Annotated in this window: 13 protein-coding genes; 3 read left to right on the top strand and 10 right to left on the bottom strand. The window is 55.8% G+C overall.

The genetic code is table 11. From position 1 onward, the window contains the following. The first annotated feature begins 43 nt into the window (after nucleotides 1-43). Both AC0YNU_RS13645 and AC0YNU_RS13640 read left to right on the top strand, forming a co-directional pair. A complete protein-coding gene (locus AC0YNU_RS13645; protein WP_475757269.1) occupies nucleotides 44-925 on the top strand; it encodes a carbohydrate ABC transporter permease in 882 nt (293 codons plus the stop codon). Nucleotides 926-943: 18 nt separating this feature from the next. Then, nucleotides 944-1771, top strand: coding sequence for a carbohydrate ABC transporter permease (locus AC0YNU_RS13640; RefSeq protein ID WP_475757266.1), 828 nt, complete (start codon nucleotides 944-946; stop codon nucleotides 1769-1771). A 671-nt stretch (nucleotides 1772-2442) separates the two neighbouring features. Here the strand turns inward: AC0YNU_RS13640 and AC0YNU_RS13635 are convergent. Then, the gene (locus AC0YNU_RS13635; protein WP_475757264.1) at nucleotides 2443-4416 is read right to left on the bottom strand and encodes a glycoside hydrolase family 127 protein; all 1974 of its coding nucleotides are present in this window, start codon (nucleotides 4414-4416) and stop codon (nucleotides 2443-2445) included. Nucleotides 4417-4560: 144 nt separating this feature from the next. On the opposite strand from AC0YNU_RS13635, the gene AC0YNU_RS13630 reads away from it, so the two are divergent. Next, the gene (locus AC0YNU_RS13630) at nucleotides 4561-5430 is read left to right on the top strand and encodes a helix-turn-helix transcriptional regulator (RefSeq protein WP_475757262.1); all 870 of its coding nucleotides are present in this window, start codon (nucleotides 4561-4563) and stop codon (nucleotides 5428-5430) included. Between the two features lie 89 nt (nucleotides 5431-5519). On the opposite strand, the gene AC0YNU_RS13625 is transcribed toward AC0YNU_RS13630, so the two are convergent. The 9 genes from AC0YNU_RS13625 to tdh form a co-directional block, all read right to left on the bottom strand. Next, nucleotides 5520-6350 (bottom strand): phytanoyl-CoA dioxygenase family protein, encoded by an 831-nt coding sequence (locus AC0YNU_RS13625; protein WP_475757260.1) that lies wholly within the window; start codon nucleotides 6348-6350, stop codon nucleotides 5520-5522. A gap of 20 nt (nucleotides 6351-6370) precedes the next feature. Continuing rightward, entirely contained in the window at nucleotides 6371-7909 is a 1539-nt protein-coding gene (locus AC0YNU_RS13620; protein ID WP_475757258.1) for an extracellular solute-binding protein, read from the bottom strand. A 120-nt stretch (nucleotides 7910-8029) separates the two neighbouring features. After that, nucleotides 8030-8890, bottom strand: coding sequence for a carbohydrate ABC transporter permease (locus tag AC0YNU_RS13615; protein ID WP_475757256.1), 861 nt, complete (start codon nucleotides 8888-8890; stop codon nucleotides 8030-8032). Further along, the gene (locus AC0YNU_RS13610; protein WP_475757973.1) at nucleotides 8884-9744 is read right to left on the bottom strand and encodes an ABC transporter permease; all 861 of its coding nucleotides are present in this window, start codon (nucleotides 9742-9744) and stop codon (nucleotides 8884-8886) included. The genes AC0YNU_RS13615 and AC0YNU_RS13610 overlap by 7 nt, the downstream gene beginning before the upstream one ends. 274 nt (nucleotides 9745-10018) lie before the next feature. Continuing rightward, a complete protein-coding gene (locus AC0YNU_RS13605; protein WP_475757254.1) occupies nucleotides 10019-11785 on the bottom strand; it encodes a cache domain-containing sensor histidine kinase in 1767 nt (588 codons plus the stop codon). Between the two features lie 6 nt (nucleotides 11786-11791). Beyond that, a complete protein-coding gene (locus AC0YNU_RS13600) occupies nucleotides 11792-13345 on the bottom strand; it encodes a response regulator (RefSeq protein WP_475757252.1) in 1554 nt (517 codons plus the stop codon). Between the two features lie 140 nt (nucleotides 13346-13485). Then, a complete protein-coding gene (locus AC0YNU_RS13595) occupies nucleotides 13486-19881 on the bottom strand; it encodes an S-layer homology domain-containing protein (RefSeq protein ID WP_475757250.1) in 6396 nt (2131 codons plus the stop codon). 746 nt (nucleotides 19882-20627) lie between these two features. Beyond that, nucleotides 20628-21809 (bottom strand): glycine C-acetyltransferase, encoded by a 1182-nt coding sequence (locus AC0YNU_RS13590; RefSeq protein ID WP_475757248.1) that lies wholly within the window; start codon nucleotides 21807-21809, stop codon nucleotides 20628-20630. Further along, nucleotides 21802-22890, bottom strand: a complete 1089-nt coding sequence (tdh, locus tag AC0YNU_RS13585; RefSeq protein WP_475757246.1) for an L-threonine 3-dehydrogenase — start codon at nucleotides 22888-22890, stop codon at nucleotides 21802-21804. Before tdh ends, AC0YNU_RS13590 begins: the two co-directional genes overlap by 8 nt. Nucleotides 22891-22931: the final 41 nt, after the last annotated feature.

Here is a 22931-nt window from a genome sequence, read left to right as displayed (position 1 = left end):
GCTCCTTCTTTTCTATTTAAACAAGGAAGGATGGATGGCTTGGATGAAATTTAAGGATAAAACCAAGATAGCCTTGACGGGATACGGATTCATTCTGCCCACCTTCGTGTTCCTGATCTGGTTCATGTACTATCCGGTCTATCAAGCGCTAAGCGGCGCGTTCACCGACTGGGACGGATTCAATGCCCCGCATTTCATCGGACTGGACAATTTCACCCGCATGATGACGGATGAAGTGCTCGGCCAATCCACGATCAATGCGCTCATCTGGGTGGCATTTTCCATCGTGTTGGCGGTGCTTCCCCCTTTCGTGGTGTCCGAGCTCATTTTCAACGTCAAGAAGGCCCGCCTGCAGTACGTGTACCGGACGTTATTCGTCATTCCGATCGTCATTCCCGGGATCGTCACGATTCTGCTCTGGCGCTTCCTCTATCAAGGCGACGGCGCGATCAATCAACTGCTCGGCATGATCGGCCTGGATTCCTGGCAGCAGCTGTGGCTGGGCAACCCTCATATTGCCCTGTATTCGATCATGCTCATGGGCTTCCCATGGATCAGCGCCTTCAACATGCTCATCTTCTATTCGGGCCTGCAGAGCATACCGAAGGAAGTCATCGAAGCGGCGAAGCTGGATGGCGCCACCGGGTGGAAACGGGTTCTCCATCTCGATATCCCGTTGTCTCTGCCTCAATTCAGACTGATCGTCATTCTGACCTTGGTCGGAAGCCTGCAAAACATCATTCCGCCGCTCGTCATGACCAACGGCGGTCCCGGCTACTCCACCTACGTGCCGATTCTCCATATGTATAACGTATCGACCGTGAACGGTGAGTTCGGGTACGGCATGTCCATCGCCCTGATCATGTTCGTCGTGATTCTCGCGTTTACGATTCTTAACATGCGGCTTGTCAAATCCGATACCTAACCAAAGGAGGGCACTATTTTGAAAACCATTCGCATGCCGTCCCTGGGACAGTTGATTCTCATCCTACTAATCGTGATGACCATGCTGCCGATCTACTTCATTCTCGAAAACTCGGTCAAGTCGCCGATCGACTTCGCAGAGAGCACCATCAACATTCCGCTTCACTTCGAGTGGGGCAATTATTCGACGGCATGGAACAAAATCAATACGCCGATCTTGAATTCCGTCATCATCGTGGTCATCAGCGTCGTATTCATCCTGCTGTTCTCGGCGATGAGCGCCTTCGCGTTCGCCAAGCTGAAGTTCCCGTTCAAGAACGCGCTCTTCCTGCTCGTCTTCTGTTTGCTGCTCATTCCGGGCTTCTTGACGCTGATCCCGCTGTACCTGCAAATCAAGAAGCTCGGTTTGTCGGACAGCTACTGGGCGTTGGTGCTGCCTTATATCGCAGGCGGCCAAGCCTTCACCGTCTTCGTGCTTAAAACCTTCTTCGAGCAGCTGTCCAATGAATTGTTCGAAGCCGCCCGCATCGACGGCGCGGGAAACCGCATCATCTTCGCCTCCATCGTGCTTCCGCTATCGGTTCCGATCTGCACGACCGTCGGCATCATGAATATCAACAGCCTATGGAACGATTATCTGCTGCCTTCCCTCCTGCTCGACCGGGTTCACCAGACGCTGACCGTCGCGCTCGTCTCCTTCGAGTCTTCCGCCGGCAGCCACGGCCTCAGCGATTACGGCGGCATGATGGCAGCTTATATTCTCGCTTCCTTGCCGCTCCTGATCCTGTTCTCCCTGCTGATGCGCAATTTCGTGGAAGGCATCGCCAGCGGCTCGATCAAGATGTAATCTGACGCCCGCGCATAATCGCAAAGAAGCTCCCGGCATCCAGGATGCCGGGAGCTTCTTGCGTGTCGAAAAAATCAAAAATCGCGTCAACTGGATTGCTGATCGCCGTTACGGATCGCCGAAACAGCCCAATGTCGCCATGTCTTCGAAAATGAACCTGCCCCTCCTAAGTCTAACGGTTGTACGGAGGGCTAATCGTTTCAAAATGCCCCTATTAATTAGCTTACGGTTGTCAGAGGGCTTATTGCGAGATTTTCCCGTGTAAATCCGCTCATCTACGCCCAATAACATCTGTCAGAACCATTAGAGTTGGATAAGCAGCCTTATTCGTGGATTAGCAACGCTGGCAACCGTTACGTTTCCGTCCGACTTCACGTTGCACGCGCTGCATGCTTGGCAGCTTCCACCGCTTGCTGAGGCTAGAGTGGATTAATAAGCACGGTTCGGCCGGTTACCTTCGCTTGCTGAGGCCAGGTTGCACGATTAAGCACGGTTCGGCCGATGACCGTCGTTTGCTGAGGCTGGTTCGGATGACCTTGAAAGCGTATGCAACACTTTTTTTCGTACGCGTCTTCCCGGTTCCCGCAAGCTGGATCGCTTACGAAAAACAGCGCGCACCGATTAAATCCCGATGCGCGCTGTTCTGCTGTCACCCCAACCGAGTTCGGCTGTCACCCCAACCGATTCCAAACCGCCATCTCGCCGGGCGTGCGATTCCCCCATAAATAATACGGAACGGCCTTCAGCTTAACCGGAACGGGCGCCGCTTGCACCGCCATCGGCAGGTAAGGTTGATCCGCCGCAGGCCACGAAGCCTGCGCTTCGGAGTATCCGTCCACTTCGATCACGCCAGCGCCGCCGAGCAGCTCGGCATCGTAACGGAACGCAAGCTGCGAACGCTTCGAAAACGATAGCGAGGCGATCGGCCGGCCATTGTCGATTTCCTCCAGGCAATACACGAGCGGACCGCGTTCGATGGCGGCCTTGCCCGCATTGGCTCGCATATTCGGATGCGCGACTATGAAACGCGCGGTCATTTCCGGCTCCCACTCTACCAAATCTCCCGGCTCCCAGACTCGATCCATCCTAGCATAGCCGTCCACGACGCCGTACTCCACCCTAGTGCCATTAACCTTCATCGCCGCATGGCCGCCGCACCATGAAGGAATGCGCAGCAACAGGGCGAATGCCGTCCCCGGCACTTCTGCCAATTCGAACGTCGACTTTCCTTCCCAAGGCATCCGCGACTGCTGCTTGAGCGCGACTTGGCCGCCGGCTACGCGCAGACGCGCTTCGCCGCCGATGAACAGATGCGCGTAGATGCTGTTCTCCTCCTCGGACGCCGTGTAAATATATTCATGAAGCGAACTCAGAAGCCGCGCCACATTGGGCGGGCAGCACGAGCAGCCAAACCACTTCTGACGGACTGCTTTCACATGATGGCGGCCTGGATTGTGCGCGGAGGCATCCGGCCAAACTTCCAACGGATTCACGTAAAAGTAAGACATGCCGTCCTGCGACATGCTTCCGAGGACATTGTTATAGAGCGCCCGCTCCAATACGTCGGCATACTCGCTCTTCTGTTCCAGCTTCAGCATGCGCTGGGCAAAGAAAATAAGTCCGATCGAAGCACATGTCTCTGCGTACACCGTATCGTTCGGCAAGTCGTAGTCGACCGTGAACGCCTCGCCATGATGCGTGGAGCCTATGCCGCCCGTGATGTACATCTGTTTCCGGGTCATGTTGTTCCACAGACGGCGGCAACTGCCCAGCAGCTCCTGATCCCCCGTCAATCCGGCTAGATCAGCCATTGCCGAATACATATATACCGCCCTTACGGAGTGCCCGATTGCAACTTCCTGCTCGCGAACGGGGATATGCGCTTGGAGATACTTCAATTGTTCAGCCGTCGGAATCGGCAGTTTCTTGTCCGTCCAAATGCTGTAGCCCTCTCTTTGCCTGCATTCTTCGACTAGAAAGCTCGGTTCCTGCCCGCGCTCGTCGATGAAGAACTGCGCCAGTCTCACGTAGCGCTCCTCTGCAGTGATCCGATAAAGCTTAATCAAGGCGAGTTCAATCTCTTGATGGCCATCGTAACCCCGCAGCTGATCGGCTTCGCGGCCGAACACGGCATCGATGTGGTCAGCGAATTTGCACATTACATCCAGCAGCTTCCGTTTACCTGTCGCCTGATAATAAGCCACCGCCGCTTCCATCATATGACCCGCGCAGTACAGCTCATGCGCTTCATAGAGATTGGTCCATTGCTTCCCCGGATCCTTGATCGTGAAATACGTGTTCAAATACCCGTTCTCGTGCTGGGCCAGCGCGATGACATCAATGACTTCGTCCGCGATGCGTTCCAGCTCGGGGTCGCGATGAGCCGCCAGCGAATACCCGACCGCCTCCAGCCACTTCGCCACGTCGCTGTCTTGAAACACCATGCCGCCGTACTTGCCTTCTTCAAGATTCGCCGCGATTCGGAAGTTCCGAATGGCATAGCTCGGCTCCGCGTCCGGAATCCGATCATTCAATGCTTTCCACTGATAAGGAATAACCGTCGTCCGCACGAGTTCGGTGAAACGATTCCAGAACGCATCGCGAACGCGCGCTTCCGTGCTGCTTGATGGCTTAAGTAGATTCATCCTGCCAGGACCTCCAGACTCCATATAAACTTATAAGATTTGATCATGATAGAGTCTAGTTTATCCTCGATATACAAGGTAAGATATAGCAATACGACACTAATTTTTATAAGATTTTACACGAATTTCAGAAAGGGCAATGCAATGAACGAACATCCTTTCATTACGTTGGAAATGCCGCCGATGCCGTATTATATTACGATCGGCTTAACGAGCTTCGTTCCCGGGGATCAGCATCCGAATCGCCGCAATCTTGGCATCTTCGATCAGCTCTGGGTCGTGAAAGGCGCCTTGTTCATTGGAGAGGATGACCGGCAATGGACAGTTACGGCAGGCCAGACGCTCTTGCTGCTGCCTGACCGCTATCATTATTCCGTCCGGCCTTGCGAGAGCGAAACGATCTTCTACTGGATTCATTTCGACTTCAAGGGAACCTGGTCGAGCGAACTGGCAGCGCATGCCATGCACGCCGCTCCGGCTGTTCGTCAAGCTTGGGAAAATCGGTATGTAATCGTGTTCCCCCAATACTTCGCGCCAACGGACTTTTCGCTTGCCGAGTCTATATTGCGCAAGCTGTTGGCCTATTCGGGCCAGAGCAAGGCTTCCGCCTATATGAATGAACAGCGGCTCTTCGTCGAGCTGCTCGGTCTGCTCGAGGATAAGCAAACCGTTAACGATTCCTCTGCAACGGCGCTCAAGCTCGCGAACAAGACCGAAACCTATCTCAGGCTGCATTACCGGGATGAGATCACGAATCGCGCGCTGGCGGAGGCGCTCCATTTTCACCCCAACTATATCGTGCGATGCATGAAAGAAATCTACCATTGCTCCCCGATGGAGTACCTTCACCGCTACCGCATGGAGCAGGCGAAGCTGCTGTTGATCAAGACGGAACAATCGATCACGCAAGTCGCGGAAGCGATCGGGTTCCCTAATGCGCCGTATTTCTCCAACTGCTTCAAAAGGTATGCCGGCATCTCGCCGCTGCGGTTTCGCAACCAATATGCGCAATAGGCGCTGCGTCCGAGCGCAAAGAAACCAGCGGCCCCCTAGAGGATCGCTGGTCTTTTTGCTGTAGTGCACGGGGTGCACCTCTTGCGCGCTTAATACGCGCTCTCGCCATTCCCCGCTCCGAGCCACAACGACTTGAGCGGCACCATCGCTTCATCGGGAACGTAGTACTTGAAGCAGTTGCTGCTGATGTCCCCGAGCAGCTGGCGCCGGATCGGCGACGCGTTCGCGAGCAGGGCATCCGAAGCCCGGTGATAGTCGATCGGCCGCATCCAGATCGGACTGTAGCCGAAGAACAACTGCCGCCTCGTGAAATCGGAGCGGTTCGGAGCGCCGGCATGCCACAAGTTTTGCGGGAAGATAAACACGTCGCCCGGCTTGCCGCACACCTGAAGCTCCCCTTCGACGGGCACATCCACGTTCGTCTGCACCGGCGCGAAATCCGCCTTCAAATGACTCCCCGGAATGATTTTCGTATTGCCGCGATCCGACTCCGACATGTCGCTCAGAATGTAGCATGCTTTAATGTAGTACGTCGACGTCAGTCCATGAATGCGCGGAAACTGCGGGTGCGGGCCATCCTGATGCCAGTTGATGAAGCTCTGGGAATTCGTCTTCCTATCTCCGGGATTCGGCTTGCGCACCGTTAAGTGCGAGATATGCAGCTGGATGTTGAACCCGAGCAGATTGACCATAAGCGGCAGCAGGGCCGGTTCGTCGATCAGGTCGGCGAACGCCGGATGCCGCTCGACGCTGTTGTACCAGTTATAGGACAGCGCCTCCGGCTCGCCGGCGAGCAGCTCGTCGACGGCCAGATTCAGCCGTGCCACTCGCTCTTCCGGCAGCACGTTCCGAAGGATCAGATACCCGTCCCGATGAAATTGGCTGACAAGCGCCGGAATATCGAATCGTTGCTCCGTCATGGCGAAATTGTTCCTCCTTCTTATTTACCGTAGCCGAGCTCCTCCAGCTGTTTGACCGAGTCATCCATGTACGTCTTGAAGTTCATGGTCGACTCCAGCTTCTTGAGGAAGCCGTCGTAGCCGTCCAGCGGGCTCTTCCCATAGATGAAATTCACGAATTCTTCTTCGATGAAACGAGCGGCGTCCGCCGGATTATAGCCGTCCGGATTGGACAGGAAGCCGTTCAAAATTTGAATTCTCGGCTGGCTGTTGGCGAACTCGATGTACTTGGACTGCGGCGCGAACTTCGTCTGCAGGTAGCTCATTTCCGGGCGGCCGGTAAATTGGTACAGCCAAGTGAAGCCTGCTTCCTTGCCCATCAGCTCGGTCGGCACGACTTTATCGCCTTCCAGATTGTAATGCTTGCCTTGGATGCCGAACTGCACCAGCGTCGATCCGTCCTTGCCGGATACGTAATTCAACAGATCGAACACCTTCTGAAGCTTTTCCTTGTTGTTTTCCAGCGCTTTCGGGATCGCATACATGCCGGAGGTTCCGCCTACGTCGAACGGACCGTCGTATTGGCCGCCCGGTCCTTTCGGCGGCGCGAGCTGAATCCAATCGGCGTTCGGGTTGACCTTCTTGATCTGCTCGGTGAACTGATCCTTGCTCAGGTTCGGCCAATCGATCCAGATGATGCCCGCCTGCCCCTTGATCGCCTTCTCCTGATGCTGAAGGCCGGAATTGGCCATGATTTCGGGATCGACCCCGCCGGTGGCGATCAGCTTGTTGATAAAGCCGAGCGCGTCTTTCATCGCCGGATCGTACAGGGAATTGACCAGCTTCCCGTCCTTGACGTAGAACGTGTTCGGATCGCCTACGCCGAACGCGCCGAAGATCGGAGCGAACGTGGAGAGCTTGCTGCCGGTAAGCCCGATCGTATCCTTCTTGCCGTTGCCGTCCGGATCCTGTTCGGCGAACGCCTTCACCACGTTCAAGAACTCATCCGTCGTCGCAGGCGGTTGAAGGCTGAGCTTATCAAGCCAATCCTTGCGAATCCAATAGGTGTTGTAAGGAATGTTCGGTGCTTTCGGAATGGCAAATGCTTTGCCGTCCATGGTCGTCTTCTTCATGCTCTCGTCGCCGATGAAATCCTTGACCGGCTGCAGCTTATCCATATACGGGGTCAAATCGAGCAGCAGCCCTTGTTCCACGAACTGCTTCAGCGACGCGCGGTCCGGCACTTGGAATAAATCGGGCAGATTGCCGGAAGCAAGCCGCACGTTCAATTGGTTCTTATAATCGTCGCCCGAGGCATAGACCGTCAGATTCAAATCCGAATGAATCGCTTTGTCGATTTCCTGTTTGATGAAGTCCTTATCCGGAGACGGCAAATTGTTGCCGGTTTCAATAATGTCGAGCTTGACGGTGCTGGCCGATGCGCCGGATCCCGCGTTGTTGTTGCCCGCAGCGCCGTTCGCATCCTTATTGGAGGAATTGCCGGACGAGCACCCTGCAAGCACGCCGCAGGAAAGCATGATGACCGTGAGCATGGCGGAGACGGCTTTCATTCGTTTCATAGAATTGGTTCCCCTCTCTTGTGGGGCCGGGCGATAAAAGGCGAAACATCTCGCCGGGCCTTTAAACCTTGTATTGTTTAAACCGGCCGCTCCGTTCCTGCAGTAACGGTGCGCCGAGCCTCAACCTTTGACGGAGCCGAGCAGCATGCCTTTCGTGAAGTGCTTTTGCAAGAACGGATAGACGATAATAATGGGCAGGCTGGCCATGATGACCGAAGCCATTTGTAGCGTTTCGCTCGGCGTCATATTATCCACGTTCTCGAGCGGACTCTGCGTTTGGATCAGGATCTCCCGGACGACCACCTGAAGCGGGAACAACGTCCGGTCCGTCACGTACATGATCGCTTGGAAAAATTCGTTCCAGTGGCCCACCATATAGAACAATCCGACGGTCAGCGTTACCGGTACGGAAAGCGGAGCGACGATCTGCACCAGGATCCGGAACTCCTTGGCCCCGTCGATTCGCGCGGATTCGAACAGTTCCTCGGGCAGCGACTCGTAGAAGCTCTTCATGATGAGCACGTTGAAGCTCCACACGAGGTTCGGCAGGATCATCGCCCAAATCGAATCCAGCAGTCCGAGCGACTTGACGACCAAGTAAGTCGGAATGATGCCGCCGCTGAACAGAAGCGTGAAGACGACCATCATCAGGAACAGATTGCGGCCCGGCAGCTGCTTGCGGCTGAGCGGGTAAGCCATTAACGCCGTAATGACGATATTGAGAATCGTGCCGATGACGGTTACGAGAACGGTAACCCCGAAGGCACTGGGAATATTCGATTCCGTAAGCAGCTTACGGTAGGCGTCGAAGGTGATCGATCTCGGCACGAGAATGAAACCGCCGTTCTTGAGCACTTCGCTGAAAGGCGTGAGCGATACCGATAGGACGTACAGCAGCGGGAACACCGCGACAAGCCCGCAGACGAACAGGATAACGAAGACAACGGCGTTGGCGATGCGATCGTTCTTGCTTTTTACCATATGCCTTCCCCCCAACGCTTCGCGAGTTTGTTCGATCCCAGCACCAGGACCAGTCCGATTGCGGCTTTGAATAATCCTACCGCCGAAGCCAGACTGAAGTTAAGCTGCTGCAGACCGGTTCGGAACACCCACGTATCGAGGATATCGGCGACGGCATACACCTGAATGTTGTACATGATATAAATTTGCTCGAAGCCCGCATCCAGGATGTGGCCCAGGTTCAGAATGAACAGCATGACGATGATGGTCCGAATGCCGGGAAGCGTCACATGCCAGATCATCCGCAGCCGGCCCGCGCCATCCACCCGAGCCGCCTCGTACAGCGTAGGGTCGATGCCGGCAATCGCCGCCAAATAGATGATCGCGCCCCAGCCGAGATTTTGCCATATTTCCGAGCTGACCAGAATCGACCGGAAATACGACGTCGAGGTCAGGAAGGGCACCGCCGTTCCGCCCGCATCCTCCAGCCATTGATTCACTAAGCCGGAGCTTTGCGAAAGCAGCGACAGCAGAATGCCGTAGATGATTACCCAAGACAGAAAATGCGGCATGTACGTCAACGTCTGGATCAGCGACTTAAACCAGCCGACCCGGCATTCGTTAAGCAGCAGCGCCATGGCGATGGGAGGAACCATCCCGAAGATCAGCTTGTAGATGCTGATCAGAAACGTATTCGTCAGCAGCTGCGAGAAATAAGGCGATTCGAAAAAAGCCAGGAAATGCTTGTTCCATGGGCTTGCCCACGGACTGGACCAGATTCCGTCCATCATGTTGTAATCCTTGAACGCGATGATGATGCCGTACATCGGGATATATTTGAAGACGATATAATAAAGGAGTCCGGGCAAAAGCATCAAATAAAAAGCTTTGAAGCGCCAAATCCTTCTGCCGAGCTCGGAGATCACGCTCCGTCTTGGCACGGTTTCTTGAACGGAATGGATTGCGGTCCGCTGGTTCATCTGATTCACCTCGCTTTGTTTGTAAACGCATTCATCGGAATGGCGTAAACCAAGTATAGCAAGGCCGTCGCTGCTTCAACTATGCAGTGATCTTGCGAAATCAGGAACAAAACCGACAATTTTTATGCATGGTTCCGATACGTTGAAGGAAGGACAACACTAATCCACCTTATTTGGGCGCATGCTGCGTTGACGGAATCGTAATGCAAACCACCGTCCCAACATCCGGCAGACTGCCGATCCGGAGCCCGTACGCATCGCCGTAGCGAAGCCGCAGACGATGGTGAACGTTCGCCATTCCGATGCCGGAGGCGCGTCCCCCGTTATCTTCGGGCGGCCGCTCGTCCAGCGCCATCCGCAGCTTGGACGGTTCCATCCCGACCCCGTTGTCGCGGATGAAGAAGCGCAGCTTGCCTCGGCGGAGCGATCCACGGACGCGGATGAGACCGTCGCCGCGGCGGCTTGGCACGACGCCATGAAAGACGGCGTTTTCCAAAATCGGCTGCAGCGTAAGCTTGAGGATATCGCAAGACAACGCTTCGGCATCGATTTCCTGGACGTACGTGAATTTATCGCCATACCGTATCTTTTGGATCTGCATATACATGTTCAGCCCTTCCAGCTCTTCCCCGACGGTGATGAATTCCGACGTCTTATCGAAGCTGAGCGATAGGACGCCGACCAGCGACCGGATCGTGTCCTTGACCTCTTCCGTCCGATGCTGCTTGGCCAAGCTGCCGATGCATGCCAGCGTATTGTACAGAAAATGCGGGGCGATCTGGCTCTGGAGCACCTTCAGCTCCAGCAGCTTCTTCCGCTCTTCCATCTGCTTCGTTTCCTTCAGCAGATTGCGGATCCGCTCCATCATGGCGTTGAAGCTTTGGGCGAGCCGCCCGATCTCGTCCTCCCGTTTGACGACGAGGCTCGGAATGACGCCCATATCGTGAACCCGGTCCATTTTGGCGGCAAGCGTGCGGATCGATTTCGTCATGTAGCGGGACATGGCGAACGCCATGAACAGCAGAACCACGATCCAAATGGCTGCCGCCGTCTTGTAATTATCGAACAGGCGAATAACGTTCTGATAGAAATAACGGTCTTTGATCAACACCAGCAATGTCCAGCCTAGCCGGTTCTCTCCGGACTTAACGACGACGAGCTTGCCTGCCTGCCCGCGCAATTCGCTTGCCGTTATCGGGAGGTTGGCCAGCTGGCCAATGAACGATTCGGGGAGATCCTCGTGATAGCTGGCCGGTCTTTGCGGCAGCATGGCGCTATCCCTATCGAAGGTGACCACCTTGTCCCTGTCGGACATGATGACGAACGTCTGATACGTGGCGGAGGTCAGTTCGCTGATTTTCTGGTTCAGCTTATCCAGATCGAGCTCGACGACCGCGACCCCGATCATCTCGCCGCCGTCGTCGCTGACCGGACGGGAGATAGCCACCGTCGGGCCGGAGAGCGGCGACACGTAAGGCTGGCTGACGACCGCCGCTCCGTAGGTTTGCTGCGATTTGTCATAGATGGTGCTCAGGTTCGGATTGCCGATAATGTCGTAATTGACCTGGGAGCTCGAGAACACTTTGCCGTCCTTGCGGATGATATAGAGTGTTTTCACGAACGTACTGTTGTTCTCGGCAATGAACCGGAGCGACTCGGATAGCTTGCTGCCATCCCCTTCCCGAAGCAGCTTGGTGTCCGTCGACAACAGCAGCAGCACGTTCCGGCTGTTGTCCAGATACGTATCCAGAAACTGGTTCGTGCGCGCGATCAGAATCTCGGAGTCCGAGACCATCTGGTCTTTGAACAAGTCGGCCGCCTTATGATAGTTGAGCCAAGCGAGCAATATAAAAAACGCGAACGTAATGATAAACAAAAAGAGAAACTGCCTCGTCGCGAGGCTCCATCTCTTGTACCAGCGATAGATTCGGTTCATTCTGCATCATCCTTTGCCGTCTTTGTCTGCCGTCCTCAGCTCGGTCGGAGCCGCTCCCGTCCATTCGCGAAATATGGCGGAGAAATAGCGGTAGCTCGGAATGCCTACCTGCTGTGCAATCTCATACACTCTGAGCGACGTATGCTGCAGGAGATCGGTCGCCTTCTCGATTCTTTTCCCCGTCACGAAATCATTGAACGGAACGCCCGTTTCTTCGCGAAACAAGCGGCTCAGATAATGCGGGCTTAGTCCGACTTCCTTGGAAACGGAGCCCAGCGTAATCGGCTTATCCAGGTTATCCTCGATAAACGCCTTGGCGTCCGTTATTTCTTTGCGGCATTTCTTGATTCTGTCCGGCGATTCGATGGCTTGAACGAACGCTTCCGCCAGCTCATTGAGAGTAGCCGCCTCGGCGATCCTGCCGGGCGCTTTACGTCCCTTTACGCCTTGAGCAGCTTGTTCGCGCTGCCAGTCTCGCAGCCAATCGGACACGAATGTCCGCAGCTCCTCCGGCACGATGGCTCTGCTGAAGGCCCATTGCACGAACTCGCCGCGAATGAGCTCCGCCAACTGCTCGCGGTTCCACTGCGCTTTGCCCAGCTTGAGCGACATGTCGGCCGCCGATTGCTCGTCAATCGAAGTCGAACCGGGGAGCGGCATCACGATCACGCGGGAAGCGCTTTCATAGAAAACGCTATCCGGCCTCGTGCACGCGACTTGGTACCGATCGACAAATTCCGCGCTGCTCCCGACGGGTTCGCTGATGACGCCATACAGCCTGTAAGCATCGCTTAGAAAGGAGAGCCTGCGGTCCAGCGCTTGGTACAGCTCTTCCGTTATCGCTTCCATTTCAACGCGCATTTCGGACGGATCGCCGTTCTCCGCGCGAAACACCAACATATAGACGCCGCTGTCCGCCGGTACCCAGGAGAACGGCTTCAGACGCTCCAGCGACCGCAGCGAATCCTCCACGGCATGATGCACGAACAGCCGGCCTTCCTTGCGCGCCTCCACATGAAGCGCGGCAAGCTGCAGCGGAAGCCTGGTCCGGAAAGCGTCGCGCAGCCAAACTTCAAGCTCTCTATCGTCAACGATCTGACGAGAAAATTCCAGCAGGCGCTCGGACGCCTTCCAACGTTGGCTTTCCGCTTCGCCGCGCAGCAGCGATTGCTCGCGGTATACGCCTTCCTTCGCCCGGTGCAGCGCCTCTTCCAGATCGCGGTCATCCATCGTGACCTTCACGAGGTACTCGACCGCGCCGAGCTTGATGGCTTCCTTCGCATAGGCGAAATCCGAGTGGCAGGTCAGCAGAATCACCTGGATATGCGGAAGCTCCGCTTTCAAGCTCCGGAACAGCTCAAGTCCGTCCATGACCGGCATCGTAATGTCCGTGACGACGATATCCGGCATGAAGCTGCGGCAGAACCGCAGTGCCTCCTCGCCGTTCTCCGCTTCGCCGATCCATTCAAATTGATGCTCCTCCCAGGAAAACAAACGCAGCTCCTGACGAATCGGCAGCTCGTCATCGACTATCAATACCGTTAATCGATCGTCATTCATTCGGCATCCCTCTCGAAAGAAAGTTTGTGACCTCCATATTACAGCTTAATTTAAAGCTTAATCAACTGACTTTTACATTAAAAAGGAGCAAGCTCCTCGACATGAGGGCTTGCTCCTTTATTACCTTATGCGGTCAACGTCTAGTTCATGAAATGAATGACCTGCAACAACCGTTTGATTACGACAGCGGCTTCGGCGCGAGTAGCGTCGGCTGCGGGGGCGATCGTCGTCACCGATTTCCCCTGGATGATTCCGGCGGTCAGCACTTCGGCCATCGATGATTGTGCCCAAGCAGCAACGGCTCCGTTATCCGCGTATTTCCCAAGCATGTCGACTTGCCCCTCCTGCGCGTGGACGAATTGGTTCACGTACTTCAGGGCAGCGGACAGCATCACGGCCATTTGTTCGCGGGTAACGCGTGCATTCGGCTGGAATGAACCATCTTGGTAGCCTTTCACGATTCCCGCGCGAACCGCTTCGTTAATCGGCTCGGCGAACCAATCTCCCTTGGCTACATCGCTGAAGCCGGCAGCCTTATCGGAAGATTGCAATCCGAGGGCACGAACCAGCAGTGCCGTAAACTCCGCGCGCGTGATCGCCTTGTTAGGCGAGAAGCGGTTAAGCGCATCCCCGTCTACGATTCGCTTGGAAGCCAGCAGCTCGATATCCCGTTTGGCCCAATGGCCTCGAATGTCGCCAAACGTCTTGCTGCTCGAAGCCACGGTATAAATGCTATTCCCGTTCCGCTTGATAACGGCTTCCGTACGGCCGCCGCCAGCAGCTTGAAACACGGCTGGAACAAACCGGAATGTCGCCGTGTCCGGGTCGAATACGAGCGCAGTCGCTTGGGTCGAATCCGCCGATCCGGACAGGATCATCGATCTTTCGACGTACGTGCTGCCGAAATCGGTCATTTCGATCGACTGATCGTTTGCGAGCGCATAGATCCGGTAATCCAGTGAAGGGCTAAGCAGGGTTAACCCGTCACGGCTTGCCTGTGCAGCGATTCGATCAGCCGCAGAGCCTGCGACTCTCTCGATCACGATGCTGATCGTCATCTCTTCCAGACCCGCACCAAGCTTCTTCGCTAAAGTGTCCAAGCCTAAAGCGTTGACCGGAATCTTGTAGCTTCCGAAGTCCGTCTTCACATTGACGAATACGCTCGGCGACTGGTTCGCTGCATCCGCGAATGCAGATGACGGAATGTTCACCTTCACGCTGCCGCCGTCGTTCTTCAATTCGATCGTAACCGAATTCAAGGCCGTAGCATTCGAAATCGCATGGAAGGCCTCCCGAAGCTTCTTCGCATCAATGGCTGCCACCGTTTCGGCTATGCCCTCCCCGTTCGTCGTTCGAAGTGTCTTGACCGCGTCTTGGCCCAGCTTGACTCCGCTGTCCGTCGGTTCCGGCGCTGTATCATGCGGCGTTGTCGTGCCGCCGCCAGTGGACGGGTTCGGATTGGATCCCGATGATACGATGACATGGAAGGACTTCTCTAGATTGCCGTCAGAGGTCTTCGCGGTAATCACGGTCTGGCCGACGCCGACGGCCGTGACCAAGCCTGCGGCGGAGACATAGGCGACTTTCGCATCTGCCGAAGTCCATACGACTCTCTTGTTGCCTGCTTCTGCCGGAGCCGCGGCGACATCGATTCGAGTCGATGCACCCGGAGCCAATTGGAGCCGGTCCGCCGTATTCGCCGCCAAGCCCGTAACCCTTATCGGTGCTTGAGCAGCACTATCGGTTACGTCTACGCTGCCCAGGTTCAACCATCCGCTGCTGTTCTGCTCGGCATTCGCGAAATGGAATACCTTGGCATCGGCATTGACCTCCTCCAGCGGATTCACATAACGCATCAGGATTTGATAGCTTCCGTTGCTTAATGCCGGATTGGCGGTCGATTCGAACAATCGATTGCCGTCGAATCCGTTTGTATTCGGAAGAAGGTCTTTCAAATCCCAGCCCGGCTCCCAAATGTTCACGATGCCGTCTCCCGATTGGGCTGCAAGCTCGACCTTCCAGTCGTAGTAGAACGGCGCGACGCCTTTGTTCTCCAGCTCCACGCCAACCTTCAGATTCCCGTCGGAAGCGTTCAGGTAAGCGGCGGGCGCGTAATATTCATAGCCCATGCTTCGCGAACCTTCGGTTGCTCTTGCCAGCGGCTCGGGAGCCAGCGGAGTTTGGAATACGCCCTGCGCGATCAGCCAGGATGCATGGGTCAACGCAAGGCTCGTGTAGTAATCCTCGCCTTGCGCGCCTTCGATCGGCGACGACGGTTCATCGTATTTGGGCGGATCGTTATCCCACATCTTCACTTGAATTTCCGGTCTCATCTCTCCGCCCATGCTGTTCTGCTTCCAGAATTCGGTTGCTCCCGCGTCCTTTACTCGACCCCAGAAATGCCAGCCTTGCCCGCCCAGGCTCGGCGGAAGCGTCTGGAAAGCAAAGGAATCGTCATGATAGCCGACATCGAAATTAGTCGTTGAAAGCGTACCGTTGCTCATCGGATATCGCAAGACGAGCTGCGTCTTGTCGAATGCATCGTCCATATCGGTCAGCACCCGTTTCAGATTGGCGTCGGTCGGCATCAGGTTAGGCGATTTCAAATTCCCGTCGTACGGATACGTGTGCCATTCGCCCCAGAAACCGATTAATCCGATCATGATGGAGCCGATGCGCGGGTCGCCGTCGTAACGCGATCCAAGCGCGCCGATGAAATTATCCAAAGCGCCCAATAAACGCTCATCATTATAATCCGGCGCTAAGCTCGTGGCAGCCTTGCCGTTGTCGTACTCCTCGTAATTATACGTCTTCAGCCCTTCATCGATCAGAAACTGCGGTATTCCCGAAGGCTTGTTCGGATAATCCAGGTACACCCTGAATACGGCCTGATTGCCTCTCGCGGCTACGACCGCAAGCCGTTTGTCCAGTTCGGTCCAATCGAAGTCATTCAGATCGTTCATCAGCTTGTTCAGCGGCAGGTAGAAAAATTCCATGCTGTACGGCAGCTGAGATGAGCGATCCCGCCAATCATCGCCGTCCTTGAAGTAAGCTTCCTCAGAGGCATCGTAGAAAGGAATGAATCCCTTGAGCGGGTTATCTACCGGCGCAGGCTGATAGGCCAGCGCATGCGTTCCGGCTTCCGTTGCCCATGCCGGCGGACTCGGATGCTGGACGGGCTCTACCGTCGGTCCTCCCCCGGATCCGCTAGCCCTCCCAGCTAATGCGTAGAGTCCAAGCTGGTCGATTCCGAGGACAGTGTCCGATTGATTCTTAGGGCCGAAGCCGAATTGAATTTGAAGCACCTTGGTCTTGTCGAATTGCGCGTCGCAAGCATCGCAGCTTTGCCACGCCGATTGGGCGAGCGCGCTCCAAGGAATTCTGACCATGCCTTTGTAGCCTGCGGCGATCGACAGGGAACCTCCGCCGAGCGCGGTTGCCTTCCAGCCGCCGGCAGCATCGTAGAATTGTACGACGCCTCCCGCTTTTAGCGAGAACTCGCCTTTCGCGGCATCCGTAACGATCGCCACGTTCAGATCCATATTTTTGCTGCTTGCCGAGACATTGTTGACCCAGAACGTAAGTCCGTCGAAATCAGACCAATCCGAGTCTGTCCCGGTGAATGCCGCGCGTTTGATATTCACCCAGTCGGATGCGGACTTGCCCGGAGGAGGGGATACCGAGAACGTCATGGCTTGACTGCCCTGCGCAGCGTTCGCTCGGTCAAGCGTTCGAAGCGCAGACGGTTCTCCGGACTCCCAATCGATCCGCCAGACGCTCTGCAAAGCGGCATCGTCCGCATACGATTCGAAATCGTCCAGTACTTTATCTGTCCGGTAGAGCTGGATGTCGTCGATCGTGACGACGTTATGCACATAACCCGCCGGCGGATAGCCGAACTGAAGCCCGTCGACTTCACTTGGATCCAATACGGCCGCGCATTCGGCCTGAACGCCTTCGCACTGCCAGGCGGATTGAATGAATTGATCCCAAGGTATTCTCACGACGCCTTTGAAGCCTGCGGGAATAGCAAGCGAGCCTCCGTTGAACGCCGAAGGGCGCCAGCTTCCGTCGGCGGCGAGCGTCATGGCCGACCCGCCTTCTTTCAAGCCGAACTCCCCATTGGATACGGGCGTTTCCAGCGCGACGTTCAAGCTGAAATCCTTATGATCGCTTGTCGTGTTGTCCACCCAGAAGCTTAGCCCGTCGTAACGGGACCAGTCCCTGCGATTCGATGGAATGGCGTGAATGATGTTCGACCACGTCGAATCGGCGATCGCGGTCGATAGCTTCAGACCCTTGCTTCCGCTTGCTTGGCCGAGTTCCCTTGTCACCGATCCCGGCTTGTCGGACCATGCCTCCGTCCAGGCTTGCCCAAGAGCGGCATTATCGGCGTAGGCTTCGAAATTCTCGATGAGTCCCGGCGTCTCCAGTTCCGTTACCGGCGGCGTGCCTGTATCCGGATCCGGATCGGATTCAACCTTGTCCGCAAAGTAGATTTCATCGATAGCGATCGTTCCCGTCGTCCCCCAGGTCGCTTGCGCGATCGCGAGGCTCCAGATCGTTTGCGTCAAATCCACGCCTTGCGCGGGCAGGTCAATCACGATGTCCTTATAGCTGGTCGATATCGTATCTCCGCTGAATTGGGCGATCGTTTTCGTTACGCCGCCGATCGATAAGCTTACCTGACTCTCTTCGCCGCCGGCGGCTCCTTTCACGCGAAGCACCAGCTTGCTCGTATCGGATAGATTGCGGCCGATGTTGGTTTCCATCCGCGACATATTCTGAATCTGCAGCGTCAATGCGCCGTCTTGAACGACGCCTGCGCCATTGCCATTCGCGAAATTGCTGGAGCCGGTCCATTGATTCAGATCATTCGTCGTGCTGCCGGACCATGTCGGCGTCCCGTCGTAATCGTCCACGAGCAGGCGCTTCGGCGGCGGCGGCGGCGAATCCGGGGGCGCCGAACACGGCGCAGCGCAATCCCCGATCCGTACCGGCCCCAGATTGAGCCAGCCTTCCGCGTCCTGATTCGTATTCGCGAACCCGACCTGCTTGGCCTTATTGCTGATGGCCTCCAGCGGATTCACGACTTTCATCACGACATAGTAGTACCCGTCATTCAATCCCGGCGCGGTGATCGTCGTATCGAAATAATAAGGCTCGCCGAACGGGACGTACTTCGGATCGCCGGGAACTTCCCACTCCGGATACGTTCGGATCTGCGAAGGCATCACCTTCGTCATGTCCCATGCGGTATCCCACTGCTTCACGAGTTTTCCCGAAGCGTTCTTCACGCCGAGCTCTACCTGCCAGGGATAAGCGAAGGGAGCGACGCCGTTATTCTGAATGGTAACGCCGACCTTGAGCGGATCGCCTTGGGCGACATTATTATAATAGGCGCTCTTCACGTTCAGATCGTAGCCCATCTTTCTCACGCCCGCGGCAACGGCCGCATCGTCGGCATGATAGTTGCTGATGCCGCCCTGGTTGATCATCCACGTCGCATGCGTCAGTTCGATATCGTCCAAGGCATCGTCGACATTCGCGCCGCCGCTGAAGAAGCTGCCCTGAATTTCCGGACGCACTTCCCCGCCGACCGACTCCGTGATCCATTTATTCTCCGAACCGGCATCCAGCATCCGGGTCATGAACGAATAATAGGCGCCGCCCATGCTTTCCGGCTGCGTCACGCTTAGCGGCGGATCGCCTTCCTTGTAGCCGAACGAGTCGTCATGGTAGCCGATGTCGTAATCGCTCGCGTTAGGCAAGTCGGGATAGCGGACTTCAAGCTTCGTTTGGTTAAAAGCGGTATCGTACGCGCCGAATATCGCGTTGATCGTGTCCGCGTTCGGCATGTAATTCGGATAACCGTCCGAGCCGGTATCCGTATCATAGGGATACGTATGCCACTCGCCCCATAATCCGACGAGGCCCATATGAATGAATCCGATGCGCGGATCTCCGTCATACGCCGCGCCGAATGCCTTGATGAAGTTGGTCAGATACGTCACCATTAACGGATCGTCGTAATCCGGCTCGTCTTGGTTGAAGGTATCGTTGTGCCGCATCTCAACGCCGCTTTGGTGAATGAAATCCGGTATGGCATCCTCCTTGCCCGGATATTCGAGGTATACCCGGATCGCAGCCTGATTGCCTCTGGCCGCAATCGCGTTCAATGCCGGCTCTATGCCCGTATCGAACGTATACGAATCAGGGCCGTTCATGACCGCTTTCAGCGGAATATAGTACCATTCCAGGCTGTGCGGGAACGAAGTCTCCGTCTCCCACGGATAGAAAGGCGCGAAGCCTTTCAGCGGATTGTCGAGCGGACTTGGCGCGGGAGTCAAGTCATGCTTGGCCAGCGTACTGTCCACCGCAGGGCTCGGATACGGAACGGATGGCAAACGCGTCGGTTCGGGGCTCGCGTACGCTCTGCTTGCGGGATTGGCATAAAACGTGCTCATCAGCACGCACAGCATGAGGAATACAATGAATGGAGCCTTCCTAACGGGGTATGGCGATAATGGATACATCGATATCCTCCTTGTCAGCTCTGTTGGAACCGTTTTCAACTTCGAGTTTAAAAAGCGTCTTGCCGGATGAAATGCCGAACACTGTATTCCCCCCTTGTATTCTCATGAAATGACAATGATTAAGAAAAAATTTGCGCATTTTTTTCACTCATTGCCTCACAAGGCATGCCTTGTGCATTCATCATAGAGCACGAAGTTGAGGGGTGAAATGCCTCATTTTTAAGATTGAAACCCGAATATTAAGATTGGTTCGTCGAGTGGAATGCGACGCAAATTTTTGCGTCTGTCTGGCTTTGAAAGGAATACCAGTGGAATGTCTTGTAGAATCAGGGGCGTATCAGGAACTCGCAAGGGTGGATGTGGAGAAGGTTGTCGGTGTTGTGGTTGGAAATGGAGATAGCAAAAAAGAGAGCGGATTTCGCTCTCCTATAGCCCAAATATAGTCATTCTAGCGAAGCTTAACTTAAGCGCCTTGCGGCTAATGGTTGTACGGATGTCTAATCTGCTCAAATTGCTCTTTTTATATAACTAACGGTTATCAGGGAGCTTATTCCGAGATTTTCCGTGCAAATTCACCCCTGTACACCCAATAACGTCAGTCAGAACCGTTAGAGTTTCATAGGCAGCATTGTTCGTGGATTAGCAACGCTGACAACCATTAAGTTTTCGGTTCGAATCTTCACGTTGCATGCTCGGCAGCTTTGGTGCTTGCTGAGGTGCCCCGACTAGGATTAAGCGTGGCGGTGCTACCCGATCAAATTCAGCTTCTCCCCGCACTTCTTCAGCGCTTCGATCGTCTTGTCCAGCTCCTCGCGGGTATGCTTCGCGGTGACGATGAACCGCAGCCGGCCTTTGTCGAGCGCCACGGTCGGATAGACGATTCCCTGCGCGAAAATCCCTTCTTCCAGCATCATGTCGGAGAACGCCATCGTGTCCGCGGGGCTTCCCGCGATGACCGGCACGATCGGCGTCTCGCTCGCGCCCGTATCGAAGCCGAGCTCCTGCACCTTGGAGCGGAAATAAGAAGCGTTGTCCCACAGCGTATCGATTAAGTCCCCGCTTTGCTTGAGCAGCTCGATCGCCGCCAGGCACGTAGCCGCGACGGACGGCGTCTGCGACGTGCTGAACAGGAACGGCCGGGCTTTATGGATGAGATAATCCTTCAGCACTTGATCGCAAGCCACGTAACCGCCGACGGCGCCCACCGCCTTGGACAGCGTGCCGACCTGGATATGAACGCGGCCGTGCAAGCCGAAATGGTCGGTCGAGCCTTTGCCGTTCTTGCCGAGCACGCCGCTCGCATGGGCATCGTCCACGTAGACGAAGGCATCGTATTTCTCGCAGAGCTCCACGATTTGCGGCAGCGGCGCAATGTCCCCGTCCATGCTGAATACGCCGTCCGTGACCACGAGCCGTTTCTTGAAGCCCGCGCTTTCCTTCAAGACCGCCTCGAGCTGTTCCATGTCTTTATGCGCGAAGATTTTCCGAGTCGCCTTGGTCAGCCGAATGCCGTCGATGATGCTGGCATGGTTCAATTCATCGCTGATGACGACGTCTTCCGGACCGAGTATGGACGGCAGCACGCCTTGATTCGTCGTAAATCCGGATTGGAATACGAGGGCCGCTTCCGTTCCTTTGAATTCGGCCAGCCGAAGCTCAAGCTCGTGATGGATGTCGAGCGTTCCCGTAATGGTCCGAACCGACCCGCTCCCGACGCCGTACCGGTCGACCGCCTCGATCGCGGCTTTCTTCAATTCCGGATGATCCGTGAGTCCAAGATAGTTGTTCGAAGACATCTGAATATACGATCTGCCGTTCAATTCCATCCGCGTGCCCGAACCGCCGTTCCACACCGTCAACGGGCGGTAACGCCCTTCCTTCTTCAACTGCCGCAATTCTTCTCCCAGCGTGGCATCCCATTTAGACATAGACAAGCCGCTCCTTCGTAGATGTATTGGATTCGTTCGTATCATGCAGAAACACGATCTTGCCGCACATGCCCCGGGACATCAGATCGAACGCCTCCTCGTACTGGTGCAAGGCAAACCGATGCGTAATCAGCGGGGATAAGTCGATGCGATTGCGATCGAGCAGTCCTTTGAGCTGGTACCAGGTTTGATACATCCGGCGGCCGGTAATTCCTTCGATGCGCAGTCCTTTGAAAATAATTTGGCGGGACAAGTCGAGCGACACTTCCTTCGTCGGGATGCCGAGCAGCGATACGCGGCCGGCGGGAGCCGCGACTTCGAATCCGCTGCGGATGGCGTCCGGGTGGCCCGACATCTCCAAGACGACCTCCGCTCCTTCGCCCTCGGTAAGTTCCATGACCGCGGATTCCAACGTGATCTCCGTGCTGTTCACGACATGATCCGCTCCCATGGTCTTCGCCAGCTCCAAGCGGTAAGGATTGATATCGACCGCGATCACGCGGCCGGCTCCGCAGGCTTTGGCCACGGCGACGGCCATGAGGCCGATCGGCCCCATGCCGATGATGACGACGGATCGGCCCACGACATCGCCCGACAGCACCGTCTGTACCGCGTTGCCGAGCGGGTCCTGCAGACAGGCCAGCTCGAACGGCATTTCGGTCGGATTGAGGATGACGTTGGAGCCCTTCACGATGGCGTAGTCCGCGAAGCAGCCGGGAGCCGAGATCCCGAAGCTCTTCGTATTGGGGCATACATGCGCATTGCCGGTTCGGCAGGCTTTGCACAAACCGCAGACGATATGCCCTTCCGCGGATACATGGTCGCCGACCTTGATATGCCTCACTTGTTCGCCGACTTGCTCGACGATGCCCGCGAATTCGTGGCCGAATACGTTCGGCGTCACGACCGCGCTCTCCGCCCAGGCGTCCCATTTATAAATGTGAACGTCCGTGCCGCAGATCGATGTCGCTTTGATCCGTACCAGCACTTCGTCCGTGCCGCAGTTCGGAACCGGCACCTCCAGCAATTCCGCGCCAGGTCCTCTTATCGTTTTGACCAATCCCATCATCGTTGCCGCCATGACTTTCACCTCCCGTTGTATACTATATTGCACAAAAATGC

Source organism: Paenibacillus sp. J31P316 (genome assembly GCF_056269105.1).
The sequence above is the reverse complement of the archived record's forward strand: the minus strand, read 5'-3'. Positions and strand labels throughout refer to the sequence as shown.